18 protein-coding genes are annotated in these 15,545 nt (G+C 72.4%); 11 read left to right on the top strand and 7 right to left on the bottom strand.

From position 1 onward, the window contains the following. Positions 1 to 53: 53 nt before the first annotated feature. Entirely contained in the window at positions 54 to 539 is a 486-nt protein-coding gene (locus Q3Y56_RS14745) for an Lrp/AsnC family transcriptional regulator (RefSeq protein WP_304462389.1), read from the top strand. A 13-nt stretch (positions 540 to 552) separates the two neighbouring features. Here the strand turns inward: Q3Y56_RS14745 and Q3Y56_RS14740 are convergent, their stop codons facing one another. The 3 genes from Q3Y56_RS14740 to Q3Y56_RS14730 are packed head-to-tail and all read right to left on the bottom strand — an operon-like array spanning position 553 to position 1,417. After that, a complete protein-coding gene (locus tag Q3Y56_RS14740; protein ID WP_304462388.1) occupies positions 553 to 1,026 on the bottom strand; it encodes a hypothetical protein in 474 nt (157 codons plus the stop codon). After that, on the bottom strand, positions 1,023 to 1,262 hold the full coding sequence (locus tag Q3Y56_RS14735) for a hypothetical protein (protein WP_304462387.1): 240 nt from the start codon (positions 1,260 to 1,262) through the stop codon (positions 1,023 to 1,025). Before Q3Y56_RS14735 ends, Q3Y56_RS14740 begins: the two co-directional genes overlap by 4 nt. Then, on the bottom strand, positions 1,259 to 1,417 hold the full coding sequence (locus tag Q3Y56_RS14730; protein WP_304462386.1) for a hypothetical protein: 159 nt from the start codon (positions 1,415 to 1,417) through the stop codon (positions 1,259 to 1,261). The genes Q3Y56_RS14735 and Q3Y56_RS14730 overlap by 4 nt, the downstream gene beginning before the upstream one ends. A 154-nt stretch (positions 1,418 to 1,571) precedes the next feature. Between Q3Y56_RS14730 and Q3Y56_RS14725 the strand changes: the two genes are divergently transcribed. Both Q3Y56_RS14725 and Q3Y56_RS14720 read left to right on the top strand, forming a co-directional pair. Beyond that, positions 1,572 to 2,399, top strand: a complete 828-nt coding sequence (locus tag Q3Y56_RS14725) for a helix-turn-helix transcriptional regulator (RefSeq protein ID WP_304462385.1) — start codon at positions 1,572 to 1,574, stop codon at positions 2,397 to 2,399. Then, on the top strand, positions 2,396 to 2,692 hold the full coding sequence (locus tag Q3Y56_RS14720) for a DUF397 domain-containing protein (protein WP_304462384.1): 297 nt from the start codon (positions 2,396 to 2,398) through the stop codon (positions 2,690 to 2,692). The genes Q3Y56_RS14725 and Q3Y56_RS14720 overlap by 4 nt, the downstream gene beginning before the upstream one ends. On the opposite strand, the gene Q3Y56_RS14715 is transcribed toward Q3Y56_RS14720, so the two are convergent. The 3 genes from Q3Y56_RS14715 to Q3Y56_RS14705 all read right to left on the bottom strand — a co-directional run bounded on the left by Q3Y56_RS14715 (position 2,681) and on the right by Q3Y56_RS14705 (position 4,408). Then, positions 2,681 to 3,313 (bottom strand): LysE family transporter, encoded by a 633-nt coding sequence (locus Q3Y56_RS14715; protein ID WP_304462383.1) that lies wholly within the window; start codon positions 3,311 to 3,313, stop codon positions 2,681 to 2,683. The two genes, Q3Y56_RS14720 and Q3Y56_RS14715, sit on opposite strands and share 12 nt — an antisense overlap. A 178-nt stretch (positions 3,314 to 3,491) precedes the next feature. Further along, entirely contained in the window at positions 3,492 to 3,890 is a 399-nt protein-coding gene (locus Q3Y56_RS14710) for a VOC family protein (protein ID WP_304462382.1), read from the bottom strand. Further along, a complete protein-coding gene (locus Q3Y56_RS14705) occupies positions 3,887 to 4,408 on the bottom strand; it encodes a cupin domain-containing protein (protein ID WP_304462381.1) in 522 nt (173 codons plus the stop codon). The genes Q3Y56_RS14710 and Q3Y56_RS14705 overlap by 4 nt, the downstream gene beginning before the upstream one ends. Before the next feature lie 342 nt (positions 4,409 to 4,750). Here Q3Y56_RS14705 and Q3Y56_RS14700 point away from each other — a divergent pair, with 342 nt between their 5' ends. Beyond that, positions 4,751 to 5,653, top strand: coding sequence for a trypsin-like serine protease (locus tag Q3Y56_RS14700; protein ID WP_304462380.1), 903 nt, complete (start codon positions 4,751 to 4,753; stop codon positions 5,651 to 5,653). A gap of 82 nt (positions 5,654 to 5,735) precedes the next feature. Here the strand turns inward: Q3Y56_RS14700 and Q3Y56_RS14695 are convergent, their stop codons facing one another. Beyond that, positions 5,736 to 6,080, bottom strand: coding sequence for a hypothetical protein (locus Q3Y56_RS14695; RefSeq protein ID WP_304462379.1), 345 nt, complete (start codon positions 6,078 to 6,080; stop codon positions 5,736 to 5,738). A gap of 184 nt (positions 6,081 to 6,264) precedes the next feature. Here Q3Y56_RS14695 and Q3Y56_RS14690 point away from each other — a divergent pair, with 184 nt between their 5' ends. The 7 genes from Q3Y56_RS14690 to Q3Y56_RS14660 all read left to right on the top strand — a co-directional run bounded on the left by Q3Y56_RS14690 (position 6,265) and on the right by Q3Y56_RS14660 (position 15,532). Then, positions 6,265 to 7,089 (top strand): TIGR03084 family metal-binding protein, encoded by an 825-nt coding sequence (locus Q3Y56_RS14690; RefSeq protein WP_304462378.1) that lies wholly within the window; start codon positions 6,265 to 6,267, stop codon positions 7,087 to 7,089. Further along, positions 7,086 to 8,927: an acyclic terpene utilization AtuA family protein gene (locus Q3Y56_RS14685; RefSeq protein WP_304462377.1), complete on the top strand. Its 1,842-nt coding sequence runs from the start codon at positions 7,086 to 7,088 to the stop codon at positions 8,925 to 8,927. Before Q3Y56_RS14690 ends, Q3Y56_RS14685 begins: the two co-directional genes overlap by 4 nt. Before the next feature lie 22 nt (positions 8,928 to 8,949). Continuing rightward, on the top strand, positions 8,950 to 10,548 hold the full coding sequence (locus tag Q3Y56_RS14680) for an acyl-CoA carboxylase subunit beta (protein ID WP_304462376.1): 1,599 nt from the start codon (positions 8,950 to 8,952) through the stop codon (positions 10,546 to 10,548). Positions 10,549 to 10,586: 38 nt separating this feature from the next. Next, entirely contained in the window at positions 10,587 to 12,764 is a 2,178-nt protein-coding gene (locus Q3Y56_RS14675) for a biotin carboxylase N-terminal domain-containing protein (protein WP_304462375.1), read from the top strand. Then, positions 12,761 to 13,924, top strand: coding sequence for an acyl-CoA dehydrogenase family protein (locus tag Q3Y56_RS14670; RefSeq protein WP_304462374.1), 1,164 nt, complete (start codon positions 12,761 to 12,763; stop codon positions 13,922 to 13,924). Before Q3Y56_RS14675 ends, Q3Y56_RS14670 begins: the two co-directional genes overlap by 4 nt. Positions 13,925 to 13,967: 43 nt before the next feature. After that, positions 13,968 to 14,711: an enoyl-CoA hydratase family protein gene (locus Q3Y56_RS14665; RefSeq protein WP_304462373.1), complete on the top strand. Its 744-nt coding sequence runs from the start codon at positions 13,968 to 13,970 to the stop codon at positions 14,709 to 14,711. Positions 14,712 to 14,908: 197 nt separating this feature from the next. Continuing rightward, the gene (locus Q3Y56_RS14660) at positions 14,909 to 15,532 is read left to right on the top strand and encodes a TetR/AcrR family transcriptional regulator (protein ID WP_304465612.1); all 624 of its coding nucleotides are present in this window, start codon (positions 14,909 to 14,911) and stop codon (positions 15,530 to 15,532) included. The last annotated feature ends 13 nt before the right edge of the window (positions 15,533 to 15,545 follow it).

Here is a 15,545-nt window from a genome sequence, read left to right as displayed (position 1 = left end):
TCACTGAGCCCCTTAAGGGCAGAAACTGCCAAGAAGCCGAGGAGTGAGTGCCGATGGACGCCGTGGACCTCCAGATCATCCGCGAGCTGCAGGCGGACGGTCGGCTGTCCAACCAGGAGCTGGCGGACCGCGTCCGGCTGTCGCCCTCGCCGTGCCTGCGCCGCGTGCGGAGGCTGGAGGAGGCGGGCCTCATCCGCGGCTACACGGCGATGGTGGACCAGGTCGCCTTCGGCCTGCCGATCACCGTCTTCGTACGGGTCCGCCTGGAGCGGCACACGGCCGAGACCGTCAACGCCTTCGAGGAGCACGTCGACGAGATCGAGCACATCCAGGACTGCTACCTGATGGCCGGGAGCAGCGACTATCTCCTCAGGGTCGTCATCGAGAGCCTCGAAGCGTACGAGCAGCTGGTCCGCGACCGGATCCACGCGATCCCGGGCATCGCGTCGATCGAGTCCAGCTTCGCGTTCGGCAGCGTCAAGCAGTCCAGGACCTTCCCGCGCCCGACGCAGCCGCGCAGCCGACCGCGTACGCCGTGAGCGCTGCCGCCTATCAGCGGCCGGGGCCCGCGGCGAAGAGGGCACCGAGGGCGGTGGACCCGACGGTGAGCAATACGAGGAACAGAGGGCCCGCGTGGCGCCCGACGCGGGCCAGGGCGCGCCTGACGGCCTTCGCGGTGCGTCGCGGGGTGCGCGGCCGCGCGTGGGCGGCGACGCCCGCTGGCAGGCGGCTCGTGGGAGCGGTCGCCACCACCTGCGTCGCCCCGTGCCGGGGAGGCGGCACGGGCCCCACGCGGCAGAAGCGCTCGGCGGTGAACCTGAACTGGTGATGCGCAGGGTCGGTCCGCGTGTGGTCGATCATCCACGCGTCGACGGGCCGCCGGTCGTCGTCCCACCAGCACTCGTCCCCGCAGCGGAGGCACTGCGCCCCGAAGATCCCTTCCGGCGCGCCTTCGGCGGTCTCCGCGCAGAGCATCCAGTCGGCGCCCTTGGTGACGGGCGGAATGATGGGCGGCGGCGTGCTCACAGCCACTCCCCGGGGACGGCGCGGTAGGGGCGGGTGATGTGCTCGCGGTAGGAGAGGTGCCCGGGGTTTGCCTTGAGATGCCGGACGACCCAGTCGTGCGCGTCGTCGACGTCCTCGCTGCGGTGGCCCATCTCCTCGCAGACGGTGCACGTCATGGCGTACGTGTGCGGCTCGGCGTCGGGCTCGGTGTCCGGCGTGATGGTGTAGGAACGGAAGCGGTATGTCGCGCGGGTCACTTCGCCTTCTCCCCTCGCGCCAGATGGTCACGGATCTGCGCGGCGAGGTCGTCGGCGTGCCTGCCGAACAGCTCCTCGGTGGTCGCGAGGTCTGCGCGGCCACCGCTCTGCGGCTGGCCGTTTGGCGGCGATGGGGGCGACGTCGTGTCTGGCATCTGTGCTCCTGGTGTGGCTCGGCCCGGCGGGCACCGGGTGTAGTCAACTGCTCACCAGGACAACGCAACTTCCCCTAGGATTGGGATACTTAAGGCGGTGGTGCTTGATGTCGCTACCTGCTGCTGCGCCGCCGCGCTCGCATGACGGGAGGTCATGGCCGTGGACGAGGAGACCTCGCCGGAATACTTAAATCCGCTGCAACGCTTCGGACGCGACGTCCGGCAGGTGCGCCTGGCGCGCAAGCTCACGCAGGAGCACCTCGCCAAGGCAACGGGCTACACGTACGGCTACGTGAGCATGGTGGAGAACGGGAAGCTTCTGGCCAGCGAGAAGTTCGCCCAGGGGTGCGACCTCGCGTTCGGGACCGGTGAGCTGTTCGCCGATCTTCGACGCAGGGTCCGTGAGGGCGATCACCCGAGCTGGTTCGTTCCGTACGTCAACTTGGAGCGCAAGGCTTCCCAGATCCTCGGCTTCTCAACGACGTTCATCATGGGCATGTTGCAAACTGCGGAGTACGCCCATGCTGTCTTCCGTGCCGGGCACCCGCGCGAAGAGGCGGCCGTGATCGAGGGCAAGGTGGCGGCCCGTATGAGGCGACGCGAGGTCATGCAGCAGGAGGCGCCCCCCTTGCTATGGGCGGTACTTCATGAGGCGAGCCTGCGTACTGTCGTCGGAGGGCCAGAGGTCATGGCTGGGCAGCTCGAATACCTCGTCAGTCAGGCGGAGTCCCCGCACGTCACGCTTCAGGTCCTGCCGTTCGCGGCGGGGGCGCCTGCGACGGGCACGGCGCTTACCTTGCTGGTGTTCGAGGATTCCCCGGCGGTGCTGTTCACAGAGGGCCCCCAGGGAGGGCGCCTGAGTGAGTCCGCGAAGACGGTCAGCTCCGCACGCGAGACCTACGATCGGTTGCGGGCGCACGCGATGTCACCTGACGCTTCGGTCGCCTACATCAAGACCTTGCGCGAGGAGTACACCTCATGAGTTATGGGATAGACCTCACGGCCGCTAAGTGGGTCAAGTCGTCCTACAGCGGTCCAGAAGGCGGCGAGTGCGTGGAGTTCTCCCGCACCTTCACCTGGGTCAAGTCGTCGCACAGCGGCGGTGACGGCGGCGAGTGCGTGGAGTTCTCCCGCGCCCTCACCCAGGCCCACGGCCTCGTCCCCGTCCGCGACAGCAAGGACCCCGACGGCCCGGCGCTCGTCTTCTCCGCCGACGGCTGGTCGTCGTTCGTCTCCGCCGTCAGGCGCGGGGAGTTCTCCTGGTCACGGCGCTGAGATGAGCAGGTGAGCGGCGAATACGGCGATCAGGGCGCTGGAGGCCATGGCGGTGACGAGCCGCCCTCGGCTACTGGTCAAGGTTCGGCCGAGCAGCGCTCCGCCGCCGGCGAGAAGCAACTGCCAGCTGGCGGACGCCGCGAAGGCCGCGAAGACGAACACGGCCTGTTCGAGGTGGCCTGGAGCCGCTGTGGTCTGACTGCCGAGCACGAGCGCCGCGAAGTAGATCACGGTCATGGGGTTCATCATCGTGATCCCCAGCAGCCCCATATAGGCCCGTGCAGGGGTGAGGGGGACCTCATCGGTTCGGGTTGTCGCCTGCCGAGTGCGGTACTGGCTGATCGCCGTGACACCGCTGCGGGCCGCCACCGCGATGAGCACCAAGGCCGAGACCCATCGCAGGGGAACCATGATCGGTTCGATTGCGGGGATGAGCGCGGAGCCTCCGAGTGTGGCGATCAACGCGTAGAGGCCGTCGGCGGTTGCGACACCCAGCGCGGCACAAGCGCCGATCTTCAGAGAGGTCCGGGCTGTCAGAGCTACCAGGTACGTGCCCACCGCTCCCACGGGCACGGCGATGCCGTAGCCGGCGAGGAGGCCCGCGACCAGGGCGGCGATCACGAGTGCGCGAGCGTCGGCCTCCGCGGACGGCCCAACTGCTGCTGGACTCGCACCGATCGGACGGTGGATGTCAGCGGCGGAAAGGCGATGGTCGTGGTCATGGGCAGATCCTGAGGGGATCGCAGCTGCCCGGACAACTCATTTTCGAGAGCGCGATTGTTGATCCGCCGGACCGTCCTCAGCCCCACGTGCGCGAGCACAACACGAGGCGGTAGCCGTCCGGGTCGGCGATCGTCACCCCGTGCTCGTCCCAGTACGGGTTGTGCGCGGGGACCCGGGTTCCGCCGGCGGCGACCAGGCGGTTGACCAGGGACTCGTCCACGGGGGTGCCCAGGTAGACCACGAACAGGTCCTCCACGGTCGGGGTCGGGTCCAGCGGGTGCTCGGGGTCGTGGGTCAGCTCGAAGTGCCACGACCCGCCGGCAGGGCCGACCATCAGCAGATCGTGCTTGCCCGAGATCCGCTCGGTGGTCCGCCACTGCACGTCGAGCCCGAGGCCGTCGACGTAGAAGCGCTCCGCGGCGGCGAGGTCTCGCGAGGGGCGGGCCACGCGGACGTGTGTGGTGGAGTCGATCACGCGGAGCCCTCCAAGGCGGCACGCCAGACGGGGCTGTCGACGTAGTGGTTGTCGAAGCGTTCCGCGGACTCGGCGATCTCCTTGGGGTCGGCCTCGCCGCGCATCACCCTGCTGAGCAGACGCAGGTAGTCGAACCGGCCCATGCCCGGGGTGAACACGAACAGCACGTCCGCCTCCGCGCCCGGCGCCGCGGCGAACGCGTGCGGGACGTGGGGCGGCACCGCCAGGAAGTCGCCCGCGTTCAGGATGGTGACCTCCTCGCCCACCAGCACCCGCAGGGATCCGCTGATCACGAAGAACAGCTCTGTCGCCTTGGTGTGGAAGTGGGCCGGCGCCCCCACCGCTCCCTCGGCGAAGGTGGACCGGTAGCTCGTGAAGCCGCCGCCGGCGCCGTCCGATTCGCCCAGCAGGGTCATCACACTGCTCGGGTCGGCGCAGGTCTCGGCGTCCGCGCAGCGGGTCAGCAGCGCCTGGAGAGGCGCCGTGGTCGTGGATTCGGTGGTTGTCTCCTCGTTCATGATCACGAGCCTACGGTCTGGAGTGACCCGCTGAGTAGGTCATTTGGGTGCCAAAACCTTGGGTCAATCTCACACGTGGTCGGACCTGCTCGCTATTTCGGCGCGAAGAAAGTCCGGGAGTCGATGAACCCGCAACCGCGTTCTCGCGTCTGAGAAATTGGCCCAGGCGATGCCCGGGAAGTGCCGGGACGTGCAGAGAAGTTACGCATGCCGGATTCATTGACGCGTGACCGAAGGCACTTCTAATGTGCCGTGCGTCGTTTCCGTCCGCAGCCCCGTCCGGCCTCGCGCCGCTATTCCGTGCTGCCCGGATCTCCTACAGCCACGAGGAAGACAACCCCCATGCGACTTTCTCTGCACAGCCGCCGCGCCCAGCGCATATCCGTCGGTACGGCGGCAGTCGGGGCCGCGCTGGCGCTGGTGGGCACCGCCGCCTCCACCGCCTTCGCCGCCGGTTCCACCCCGGCCAAGCCCGACGGCCAGCGCATCATCAAGCCCATCATCGGCGGCACCGAGACGCCGAAGGACAAGTACCCGTTCATGGCCGCCCTGCTCAGCAAGGGCAAGGGCAGCGCCCTGGACCGGCAGTTCTGCGGTGGCAGCCTGATCAACCCGAACGTGATCATGACCGCCGCCCACTGCGTGGACGGCGAGACGCCGGAGGGCATGCAGGTCGCGGTCGGCCGCACCGTGCTCTCCGACTCCAAGCAGGGCCAGGTGCGCAACGTCTTCGACATCACCGTCCACCCGCGCTACGCCAAGGACCCCGCCTACGACATGGCGTTCCTCATGCTGGACAAGCCGGTCAAGGGCATCGCCCCGATCAAGCTGCCCACGCAGGGCACCGACGCGCTCATCCGGCCCGGAGCCAAGGCCACGGTCACCGGCTGGGGCAACACCGACACCGACATGCCGAACTTCCCGGACCGGCTGCGCGAGGTGAAGGTGCCGCTCGTCTCGCACGACGAGTGCAAGATCAGCTACAACGAGTACGACGCCAAGGTGAACATCTGCGCGGGCGTCGAGGGCAAGGACTCCTGCCAGGGCGACAGCGGCGGCCCGCTGTTCCGTACGGTGCCGGGCCGCGCCACCCCGTACCAGATCGGCATCGTCTCCTACGGTGAGGGCTGCGCCGCGCAGGGCGCCCCCGGCGTCTACACCTCGGTCAGCTCCGACAAGCTGTGGAAGACGCTGAGCGAGTCCGAGCAGGGCAAGAAGATCAAGCGGCTGCTCGGCCGCCGTTGATCTGATCCGCTGAACCGATAGGTGTGGGCCCCCGGCGTGACGCCGGGGGCCCACGCCGTTCCGGCGAACGGCTGGCGAGCAGTTAGACGAACTGCACGGACCGCACCTTCAGCCGGTGGGTGCCGCCCGTGCCGTTGGGCCGGATGAGGTAGGCCGTGCCCTGGCAGCCCTGGTCGGCGTAGACCTTCACGGAGGTGGTGGTCCGGTTGAGCGGGGTGTCGGCCGGATCCATATCCGCGCCTTGGACCTCCGGCAGGTTGATGCACTCGCCTGAGGGCGGGTCCACCAGCAGCGCGTGGCGCTCGGTGCCGTCCTCGGCCGTGTAGCTGTAGATGAACTCGCCGTCGGCGGCGGTGGCCGAGCCCGACAGCGACAGGCCGAGCGCGAGCGCCGTGGCGGAGACGGTCACGACATTGCGGAAGCGCATGGTGCAGGTCCCTTTCCATGGGAAAAGAGCGACAGATGGGAATCACCTTATAAGGGATTATTCCGGCATGACGATGGATCTGGCGTGGCGTCAGGTTGACTTTTGCTGACTGAAAATCATGCAATCATGCTTGATTGTTTTCAGGTCGACTGCCAGGCTCTGCCCCCGACGAGGGGAGCGCACCGTGCCCGAACCGGCAGTCGTACTCGGCGATCTGGCCGCCGAAGCGGAGGAGCTGGACGCCTTGGTCGCCGCGCTCGATGACGGCGCCTGGGCCCTGGCGACGCCCGCCCCCGGCTGGACGATCGCCCATCAGATCGCCCACCTGACCTGGACCGACGAACGCGCGGTCCAAGCCGCCACCGACCCGGCCGGGTTCGCGCGGGAGGCCGAGCGCGCCGCCGCCGCGCCGGGGACGTTCGTGGACGAGGGCGCGGCGGCCGGGGCGGTGCTGCCGCCCGCCGAACTCCTGCGCCGGTGGCGCGCGGGCCGCGCCCGGCTGCTGCGGGTGCTCGGCGCCCAGCCGCCCCGTACCCGGCTGCCCTGGTACGGGCCGCCGATGAGTGTCCTGTCCATGGCCACCGCCCGGCTGATGGAGACCTGGGCGCACGGCCAGGACGTCGCCGACGCGCTCGGCGTGCGGCGCGAGCCGACGGCGCGGCTGCGGCACGTGGCCCGGATCGGGGTTCGGGCGCGGGACTACGCGTACGCGGTGCGCGGCCTGGAGCCGCCGGCCGAGGAGTTCCGCGTCGAACTGACCGCGCCCGACGGCACGGTGTGGGCGTACGGGCCTGAGGACGCGGCGCAGCTGGTCACCGGCCCTGCTCTCGACTTCTGCCTGCTGGTGACGCAGCGCGCGCACCGCGACAACGTCGCCGTACGGGCCGAGGGGGCGGACGCCGACCGCTGGTTGGACATCGCCCAGGCCTTCGCGGGACCGCCGGGGGCGGGGCGGGCCCGGCGGACCGGTACGGGTCGGGCTGCCGGTGAGGAACGGGGTGCCATATGACCGCGTCCGCCTCCGCCCCCGCCCCCGCCTCCGCGTCCTCGCCCGCTTCCGCGGCCCCGCCGCCTCCGCCCCCGCCGCTCCGGATCGGCAACGCCTCCGGCTTCTACGGCGACCGCTTCGACGCCGTACGGGAGATGCTCACCGGCGGGCCCCTCGACGTGCTCACCGGCGACTACCTCGCCGAACTGACCCTGCTCATCCTCGGCAGGGACCGCGCGAAGGACCCGGCCCGCGGCTACGCGAAGACCTTTCTGCGCCAGCTCGAACAGACCCTGGGGCTCGCCGCCGAGCGCGGCGTACGGATCGTCACCAACGCCGGTGGCCTCAATCCGGCCGGGCTCGCCGACGCCGTGCGGGAGCTGGCCGACCGGCTCGGCATCGCCGTGCGGGTCGCCCACGTCGAGGGCGACGACCTGCGCGCCCGCGCCCAGGCCGAGGGCTGGGGCGGCGCGGACCCGCTCACCGGCAGGGCGTCTCCCCACGGCCCGGACCCGCTCACCGGCACGGCGGCCTCCCGCGGCGCGGACCCGCTCACCGTCAACGCCTACCTCGGCGGTGCCGGTATCGCCCGGTGTCTGCGGGCCGGGGCCGACATCGTCGTCACCGGCCGGGTCACCGACGCCGCGCTCGTCACCGGCCCCGCCGCCGCCCACTTCGGCTGGGCGCCCGACGCCTGGGACGCCCTCGCCGGAGCCGTCGTCGCCGGGCACGTCCTCGAATGCGGCACCCAGGCCACCGGCGGGAACTACGCCTTCTTCCGCGAGCACGACGTGACCCGCCCCGGCTTCCCGCTCGCCGAACTCCACGCCGACGGCCACGCCGTCATCACCAAGCACCCCGGCACCGGCGGCGCGGTCACGGTCGGCACCGTCACCGCCCAGCTCCTGTACGAGACGGCGGGCGCGCGCTATCCCGGCCCCGACGTCACCGCCCGGCTCGACACCGCGACGCTGACCCAGGACGGCGCGGACCGGGTACGGGTCGACGGCGTACGCGGCGAGGCCCCGCCGCCGCGTACGAAAGTCGGCCTCACCCGGCTCGGCGGCTGGCGCAACGAGGTCGTCTTCGTCCTCACCGGCCTCGACATCGACGCCAAGGCCGCCCTCGTACGCGAGCAGATGGAGCGCGCGCTCACCCCGCGCCGCCCGGCCGAGGCGCGCTGGACCCTGGCCCGTACGGACCGCGCCGACGCGGACGTCCAGGCGGAGGCGAGCGCGCTGCTGCGGCTGGTCGTCCGCGACCGCGATCCCGCGGTGGTGGGCCGGGCCGTCGGCGCCGCCGCCGTCGAGCTGGCCCTCGCGGGCTACCCGGGCTTCCACCTGACCGCCCCGCCCGGCGACGGCACCCCGTACGGCGTGTTCGACGCGGTGTACGTCGACGCGGCGAGCGTGCCGCACACCGCCGTACTGCCGGACGGACAGCGGATCGCGGTTCCCCCGCCGCCCGCCACCCGTGCCCTCGTCGAGGCCGACGCCCCGCCGCTGCCCGAGCCCTTGCCCGCCGGGCCGGTCCGCCGCGCCCCCCTCGGCCTGGTCGCCGGGGCCCGCAGCGGGGACAAGGGCGGTTCGGCCAACGTCGGCGTATGGGCCCGTACCGACGACGCCTGGCGCTGGCTGGCCCACGCCCTCACCGTCGACCGGTTCCGTGAACTGCTCCCGGAGACCGCCCCGTTCCCCGTCGTACGGCACGTCCTGCCGAATCTGCGCGCGCTCAATTTCACCGTCGACGGGCTGCTCGGCGAAGGCGTCGCCGCACAGGCCCGCTTCGACCCGCAGGCCAAGGCGGTGGGGGAGTGGCTGCGCTCCCGCCACCTGGACATACCGGAGGTCCTGTTGTGAGCCATACGCATGAGGAGACGCCATGACCGTCCTCAGCTCCGCGCTCGACCCCGCGAGCCCGGACTACGCCCGCGACCGCGCCGCCATGCTCGCCGCGCTCGCCGGCATCGAGGCCGAGCACGCCAAGGCGCTCGGCGGAGGCGGCGAGAAGTACGTGGCGCGCCACCGCGAGCGCGGCAAGCTGCTCGCCCGCGAGCGGATCGAGCTCCTCCTGGACCCCGACACCCCGTTCCTGGAGCTGTCCCCGCTGGCCGCATGGGGCAGCGACCACCCGGTGGGCGCCTCCCTCGTCACCGGCATCGGCGTCGTCGAAGGCGTCGAATGCCTGGTCACCGCCAACGACCCGACCGTACGCGGCGGCGCGAGCAACCCCTGGACGCTCAAGAAGGCCCTGCGGGCCAACGAGATCGCCCGCGCCAACCGCCTCCCCGTCGTCAGCCTCGTCGAGTCCGGCGGCGCCGACCTCCCCAGCCAGAAGGAGATCTTCATCCCCGGCGGGGCGCTGTTCCGGGACCTCACCCGGCTCTCCGCCGCGGGCATCCCCACCGTCGCCGTCGTCTTCGGCAACTCCACCGCCGGAGGCGCGTACATCCCCGGCATGTCCGACCACGTGATCATGGTCAAGGAGCGGTCCAAGGTCTTCCTCGGCGGGCCGCCCCTGGTGAAGATGGCCACCGGCGAGGAGAGCGACGACGAGTCCCTCGGCGGCGCCGGGATGCACGCCCGCGTCTCGGGCCTCGCCGACCACTTCGCCGTGGACGAGCCCGACGCGCTGCGCCAGGCCCGCCGGGTCGTCGCCCGGCTCAACTGGCGCAAGGCCCACTCCGAACCGGCCCCCGCCCAGCCGCCGAAGTACGACGAGGACGAGCTCCTGGGCATCGTCCCCGCCGACCTCAAGGTCCCCTTCGATCCGCGCGAGGTCATCGCCCGGATCGTCGACGGGTCCGACTTCGACGAGTTCAAGCCGCTGTACGGCCCGAGCCTGACGACCGGCTGGGCGGAGCTCCACGGCTACCCGGTCGGCGTCCTCGCCAACGCCCAGGGCGTGCTGTTCAGCGCCGAGTCCCAGAAGGCCGCCCAGTTCATCCAGCTCGCCAACCAGCGCGACATCCCGCTGCTCTTCCTGCACAACACCACCGGCTACATGGTCGGCCGCGACTACGAGCAGGGCGGCATCATCAAGCACGGCGCGATGATGATCAACGCGGTGTCGAACTCGCGGGTCCCGCATCTGAGCGTGCTGATGGGCGCCTCGTACGGAGCCGGTCACTACGGCATGTGCGGCCGCGCCTACGACCCCCGCTTCCTGTTCGCCTGGCCCAGCGCCAAGTCGGCCGTCATGGGCCCGCAGCAGCTCGCCGGGGTGCTGTCCATCGTCGCCCGCGCCTCCGCCGCCGCCAAGGGGCAGCCGTACGACGAGGACGCGGACGCCGCGCTGCGCGCCATGGTCGAGCAGCAGATCGAAGCCGAGTCGCTGCCGCTGTTCCTGTCCGGGCGGCTCTACGACGACGGGGTCATCGACCCCCGCGACACCCGGACCGTCCTCGGCCTGTGCCTGTCCGCCATCCATACGGCCCCGGTCGAGGGCGCGCGCGGCGGCTTCGGCGTCTTCCGGATGTGAGGCGAAGTGTCCCCGGCGATCCCGGATGTGAGGCGAAAATGATCAACTCCCTGCTTGTCGCCAACCGCGGCGAGATCGCCCGCCGCGTCTTCCGTACGTGCCGGGAACTCGGCATCGCGACGGTCGCGGTGTACGCCGACCCGGACGCGGGCGCGCCGCACGTCCGCGAGGCCGACGCGGCCGTACGCCTGCCGGGCAGCGCGCCCGCCGACACGTATCTGCGCGGCGATCTGATCGTCCGCGCCGCCCTCGCCGCCGGGGCCGACGCCGTCCACCCCGGGTACGGCTTCCTCTCCGAGAACGCGGAGTTCGCGCGGGCCGTGCGGGACGCCGGGCTGCTGTGGGTCGGCCCGCCGCCGGGCGCGATCGAGGCGATGGCGTCCAAGACCCGCGCCAAGGAGCTGATGGGGATCGCGCCCCTCACCGCCGCCGCCGTCACCGAGGACGACCTGCCGGTCCTGGTGAAGGCGGCGGCGGGCGGCGGCGGTCGCGGGATGCGCGTCGTACGCGAACTGGGCGAGCTCGACGGGGCGTTGGCGGCGGCGCGGGCGGAGGCGGCGAGCGCGTTCGGGGACGGCGAGGTGTTCGTCGAGCCGTACATCGAGGGCGGCCGCCATGTGGAGGTGCAGGTCCTCGCGGACGCGTACGGCACGGTCTGGGCGCTCGGCACGCGCGACTGCTCGCTCCAGCGCCGCCACCAGAAGGTCATCGAGGAGGCCCCGGCGCCGGGGCTGAGCGACGAACTGCGGCAGACGCTGTGCCGCGACGCGGTGGCGGCGGCACGGGCGGTGGGGTACGAGGGCGCGGGCACGGTGGAGTTCCTGGTGGCGGGGGCCGCCGCGCCCCCACACCTCGGCCACGGACCGGACGCGGCTTCCGCCGCGCGCGGGGGCTCCGCCCCGTGCCCCGGGGGCCAGCCAGTGCCCGGGGGCCAGCCAGTCCCAGGAGGCCGGGAGCGGGCCCACTTCCTGGAGATGAACACCCGGCTCCAGGTCGAGCACCCGGTGACCGAGGCGGTCCACGGCCTGGACCTGGTCGCCTGGCAACTGCGCATCGCCGAGGGCGAGAAGCTGCCGGACGCCCCGCCGGAGCCCGGCGGCCACGCGGTGGAGGCCCGGCTGTATGCGGAGGACCCGGCGGCGGACTGGCGCCCGCAGACGGGCGTGCTGCACCGGCTGGAGGTGGGGGGCGCCGACCAGGCCACGGGCCGGGGTGGTGCTGACGCGACCACGGGCCGGGGTGGTGCCGACCCGGCCACGGGCCGCCCCGGGCTCCGGATCGACGCGGGATACGGCGACGGCGACGAGGTCGGTCCGTACTACGACCCGATGCTGGCCAAGGTCATCGCTTGGGCGCCGACCCGCGCCGAAGCCGTGCGCCGCCTCGCCCGCGCGCTGGAGCAGGCCCGGATCCACGGCCCGGTCACCAACCGGGACCTGCTCGTACGGTCGCTGCGCCACCCGGAGTTCGTCCAGGCCCGCCACGACACCGGTTTCTACGACCGGCACCTGCCTGACCTGGTCAGCGCCACGGCCCCGGACTCCCGGCTCGCGGCCCTCGCCGCCGCCCTGGCGGACGCCACGCCCGGCCCCGGCGCCCGTCTCGCCCGCCGCCTCGGTGGCTGGCGCAACGTCCCCTCCCAGCCGCAGTCCAAGACGTACCGGAGCGAACCCGACGGCACCGTCCACGAGATCCGCTACCACCGCACGCGGCACGGCCTGGCCGCAGTCGGCCACCCTGGTCTCCCCGATCTCTCCGATCTCCCCGATGTCCGCGTGATCGAGGCGACCCGCGACCGCGTGACGCTGGAGGCGGCGGGCGTCGTCCGCGCCTACGCGGTCACCGCCTACGGCGACCGCGTCCACGTCGACACCCCCACCGGCGCCCACATCCTCACCGCGCTGCCGCGCTTCCCCGACCCCGGGTCGGCCGCCGCCCCAGGCTCCCTGCTGGCGCCCATGCCCGGCACGGTCGTACGGGTGGCCGACGGCCTCGCCGAAGGCGACCCGGTCGAGCAGGGCCGGCCGCTGCTGTGGCTGGAGGCCATGAAGATGGAGCACAAGATCACCGCGCCGGCCGCCGGCATCCTCACCGCGCTCCACGTCGTACCCGGCCGCCAGGTCGAGGTCGGCACGCTCCTGGCGGTCGTCGAACCCGTAGTCGCACAACCCGTAGTCGCACAACCTGCAACCGAGAGGGAGGGAGTCCCCGGATGACCAGCACCACCATCGAGAACCCGGAGCACAAGGCGCTGCGCGAGGCCGTCGCCGCGCTCGGTAAGCGCTACGGCCGCGCGTACTTCACCGCCGTCGTCCGCGACGGCAAGCACCCCGACGAGCTGTGGGCCGAGGCGGGCAAGCTCGGCTATCTCGGCGTCAACCTGCCCGAGGCGTACGGCGGCGGAGGCGGCGGCATCGCCGAGCTCTCCATCGTCCTGGAGGAACTGGGCGCCGCCGGCTGCCCGCTGCTCCTCCTCGTCGTCTCGCCCGCCATCTGCGGCACCGTCATCTCCCGCTTCGGCACGGAGGCGCAGAAGCGGCGGTGGCTCCCCGGCCTCGCGGACGGCAGCCTCCGTATGGCCTTCGGCATCACCGAGCCGGACGCCGGTTCCAACGCGCACCGCATCACCACCACCGCCCGCCGCGACGGCGAGGACTGGCTGCTCACCGGCCGCAAGGTCTTCATCTCCGGGGTGGACGTCGCCGACGCGACGCTCATCGTCGGCCGCACGGAGGACGCCCGCACCGGCAGGCTCAAGCCCTGCCTGTTCGCCGTCCCCCGCGACGCCCCCGGCTTCTCCCACCGCCGCATCCCCATGGAGGTGGAGGCCCCGGAGAAGCAGTTCGAGCTGGTGCTGGACGACGTACGGCTGCCCGCCGACGCGCTGGTCGGCGACGAGGACGCGGGGCTGCTCCAGCTCTTCGCGGGGCTCAACCCGGAGCGGATCATGACGGCCGCGTTCGCGATCGGCATGGGCCGGTACGCGCTCGGCCAGGCCGTCGAGTACGCCCGTACCCGCACCGTGTGGAAGGAGCCGATCGGCGCCCACCAGGCCGTCGCCCACCCCCTCGCGCAGGCGCACATCGAGCTGGAACTGGCCCGGTTGATGACGGAGAAGGCGGCGCGGCTGTACGACGCGGGCGACGACATGGGCGCGGGCGAGGCGGCGAACATGGCGAAGTACGCCGCGGGGGAGGCCGCCGTGAAGGCCGTGGACCAGGCGGTGCACACCCTCGGCGGCAACGGCCTGACCACCGAGTTCGGCCTGGCCTCGCTGATCACGGCGGCGCGGGTGGCGCGGATCGCGCCGGTGAGCCGCGAGATGATCCTGAACTTCGTCTCACACCAGACGTTGGGGCTGCCCAAGTCGTACTGACCGCCGCCACGAACCCCGGCCGGAGTCACCCGATGGAGGACACATGAGGATGGTCAGGCGGCGGGACGAGCGCGGGGTCGTCACCCTCGCACTCGACTCCCCGCACAACCGCAACGCCCTGTCGGCGCCGCTGGTCGGCCACTTGGGTGAGGAGCTGCTGGCCTGCGGCGAGGACGGGGACGTACGGGCGATCGTCCTCACCCACACCGGCACCACGTTCAGCGCGGGCGCCGACCTCAGGCAGCCACCCGAGCCGCAGACCTTCGTCGACCTGCTGCGGCGGATCGTCACCCTGCCGAAGCCGGTGGTCGCCCGGATCGAAGGGCGCGTGCGGGCCGGTGGGCTCGGTCTGGTCGGCGCCTGCGACATCGCGGTGGCGTCGCGGACCGCGGACTTCGCCTTCACGGAGGTACGCATCGGGGTGGCCCCGGCCGTCATCTCGCTGCCGCTGCTCCCACGGCTCGACCCGCGCGCCGCCGCCCGCTACTGCCTCACGGGCGAGCGCTTCGACGCGGCGGAGGCCGCCCGTATGGGGCTGGTGACGCGGGTCGCGGAGGCGAACGGCGACGTGGACGAGGCGCTCGCGCCCGTACTCGACGGTCTGCGCCGGTCGGCGCCGAGCGCCCTGGCGGCGACGAAGGAACTGCTCACGGCTAGGGTGCGGGATGCCTTCGCCCGCGACGGGGCGCGGCTCGCCGACGAGTCGCTGCGGCTGTTCGGGTCGGCCGACGCGCGCGAGGGCGTGACCGCCTTCCTCGAACGACGGGATCCCGCATGGGTGTTGTGACCCCGGCCGACGACCGTGCCGCCGGGACCGGACAGGCCGGGACCGGACAGGCCGGGACTGGCCACGCCGGGACCGACCACGCGGGGGCCGGACACGCCGGGATCGGACACGCCGGGGCCGGACACGCGGGGGCCGGACACGCCGCTGCCGTCCCCGGCCAGGACCGTGCCCCCGGCCAGGACCCCGCCCCGGGCCGCATCCCCCACCAGGAGCGCGCCCCCAAGCAGGACCGCAGCCGGGCCACCCGCCGACGTCTGCTGTCCGCCGCCGTGGAGTGCCTGGCCGAGCACGGCTGGGCCGGATCCACGGTGACCGTGGTCGCGGAGCGGGCCGGGGTGTCGCGCGGCGCGGCACAGCACCACTTCCCCACCCGCGAGGACCTCTTCACGGCGGCGGTGGAGCACGTCGCCGAGCAGCGGTCGGCGGCGTTGCGGGCGCTCGCCCACGACCTGCCGCCGGCCGGATCGATCGCCCGTACCCGGACGATCGTGGAGGAGCTGGTCGACCTCTACACCGGCCCGCTGTTCCGGGCCGCCCTCCAGCTGTGGGTGGCGGCCTCGAACGAGGAGCAGCTCGGTCGGCGCGTCATCGACCTGGAGTCCAGGGTCGGCCGGGAGACGCACCGTACGGCGGTGCGGCTGCTGGGCGCGGACGAGAGCGTGCCGGGGGTGCGCGAGACCGTGCAGGGGCTGCTGGACATGGGTCGCGGCCTGGGGCTGGCGAACCTGCTCACCGACGACGCGGCGCGCCGCGACCGGATCGTGGACCAGTGGGCGCGCATCGTGGACGCCGCGCTGGCCGGATCCGATCCGTCCGCCTGAGGGCCCGGGGATG

The sequence above is a fragment of the Streptomyces sp. XD-27 genome, from assembly GCF_030553055.1.
Classification (GTDB): domain Bacteria; phylum Actinomycetota; class Actinomycetes; order Streptomycetales; family Streptomycetaceae; genus Streptomyces.
The sequence above is the reverse complement of the archived record's forward strand: the minus strand, read 5'-3'. Positions and strand labels throughout refer to the sequence as shown.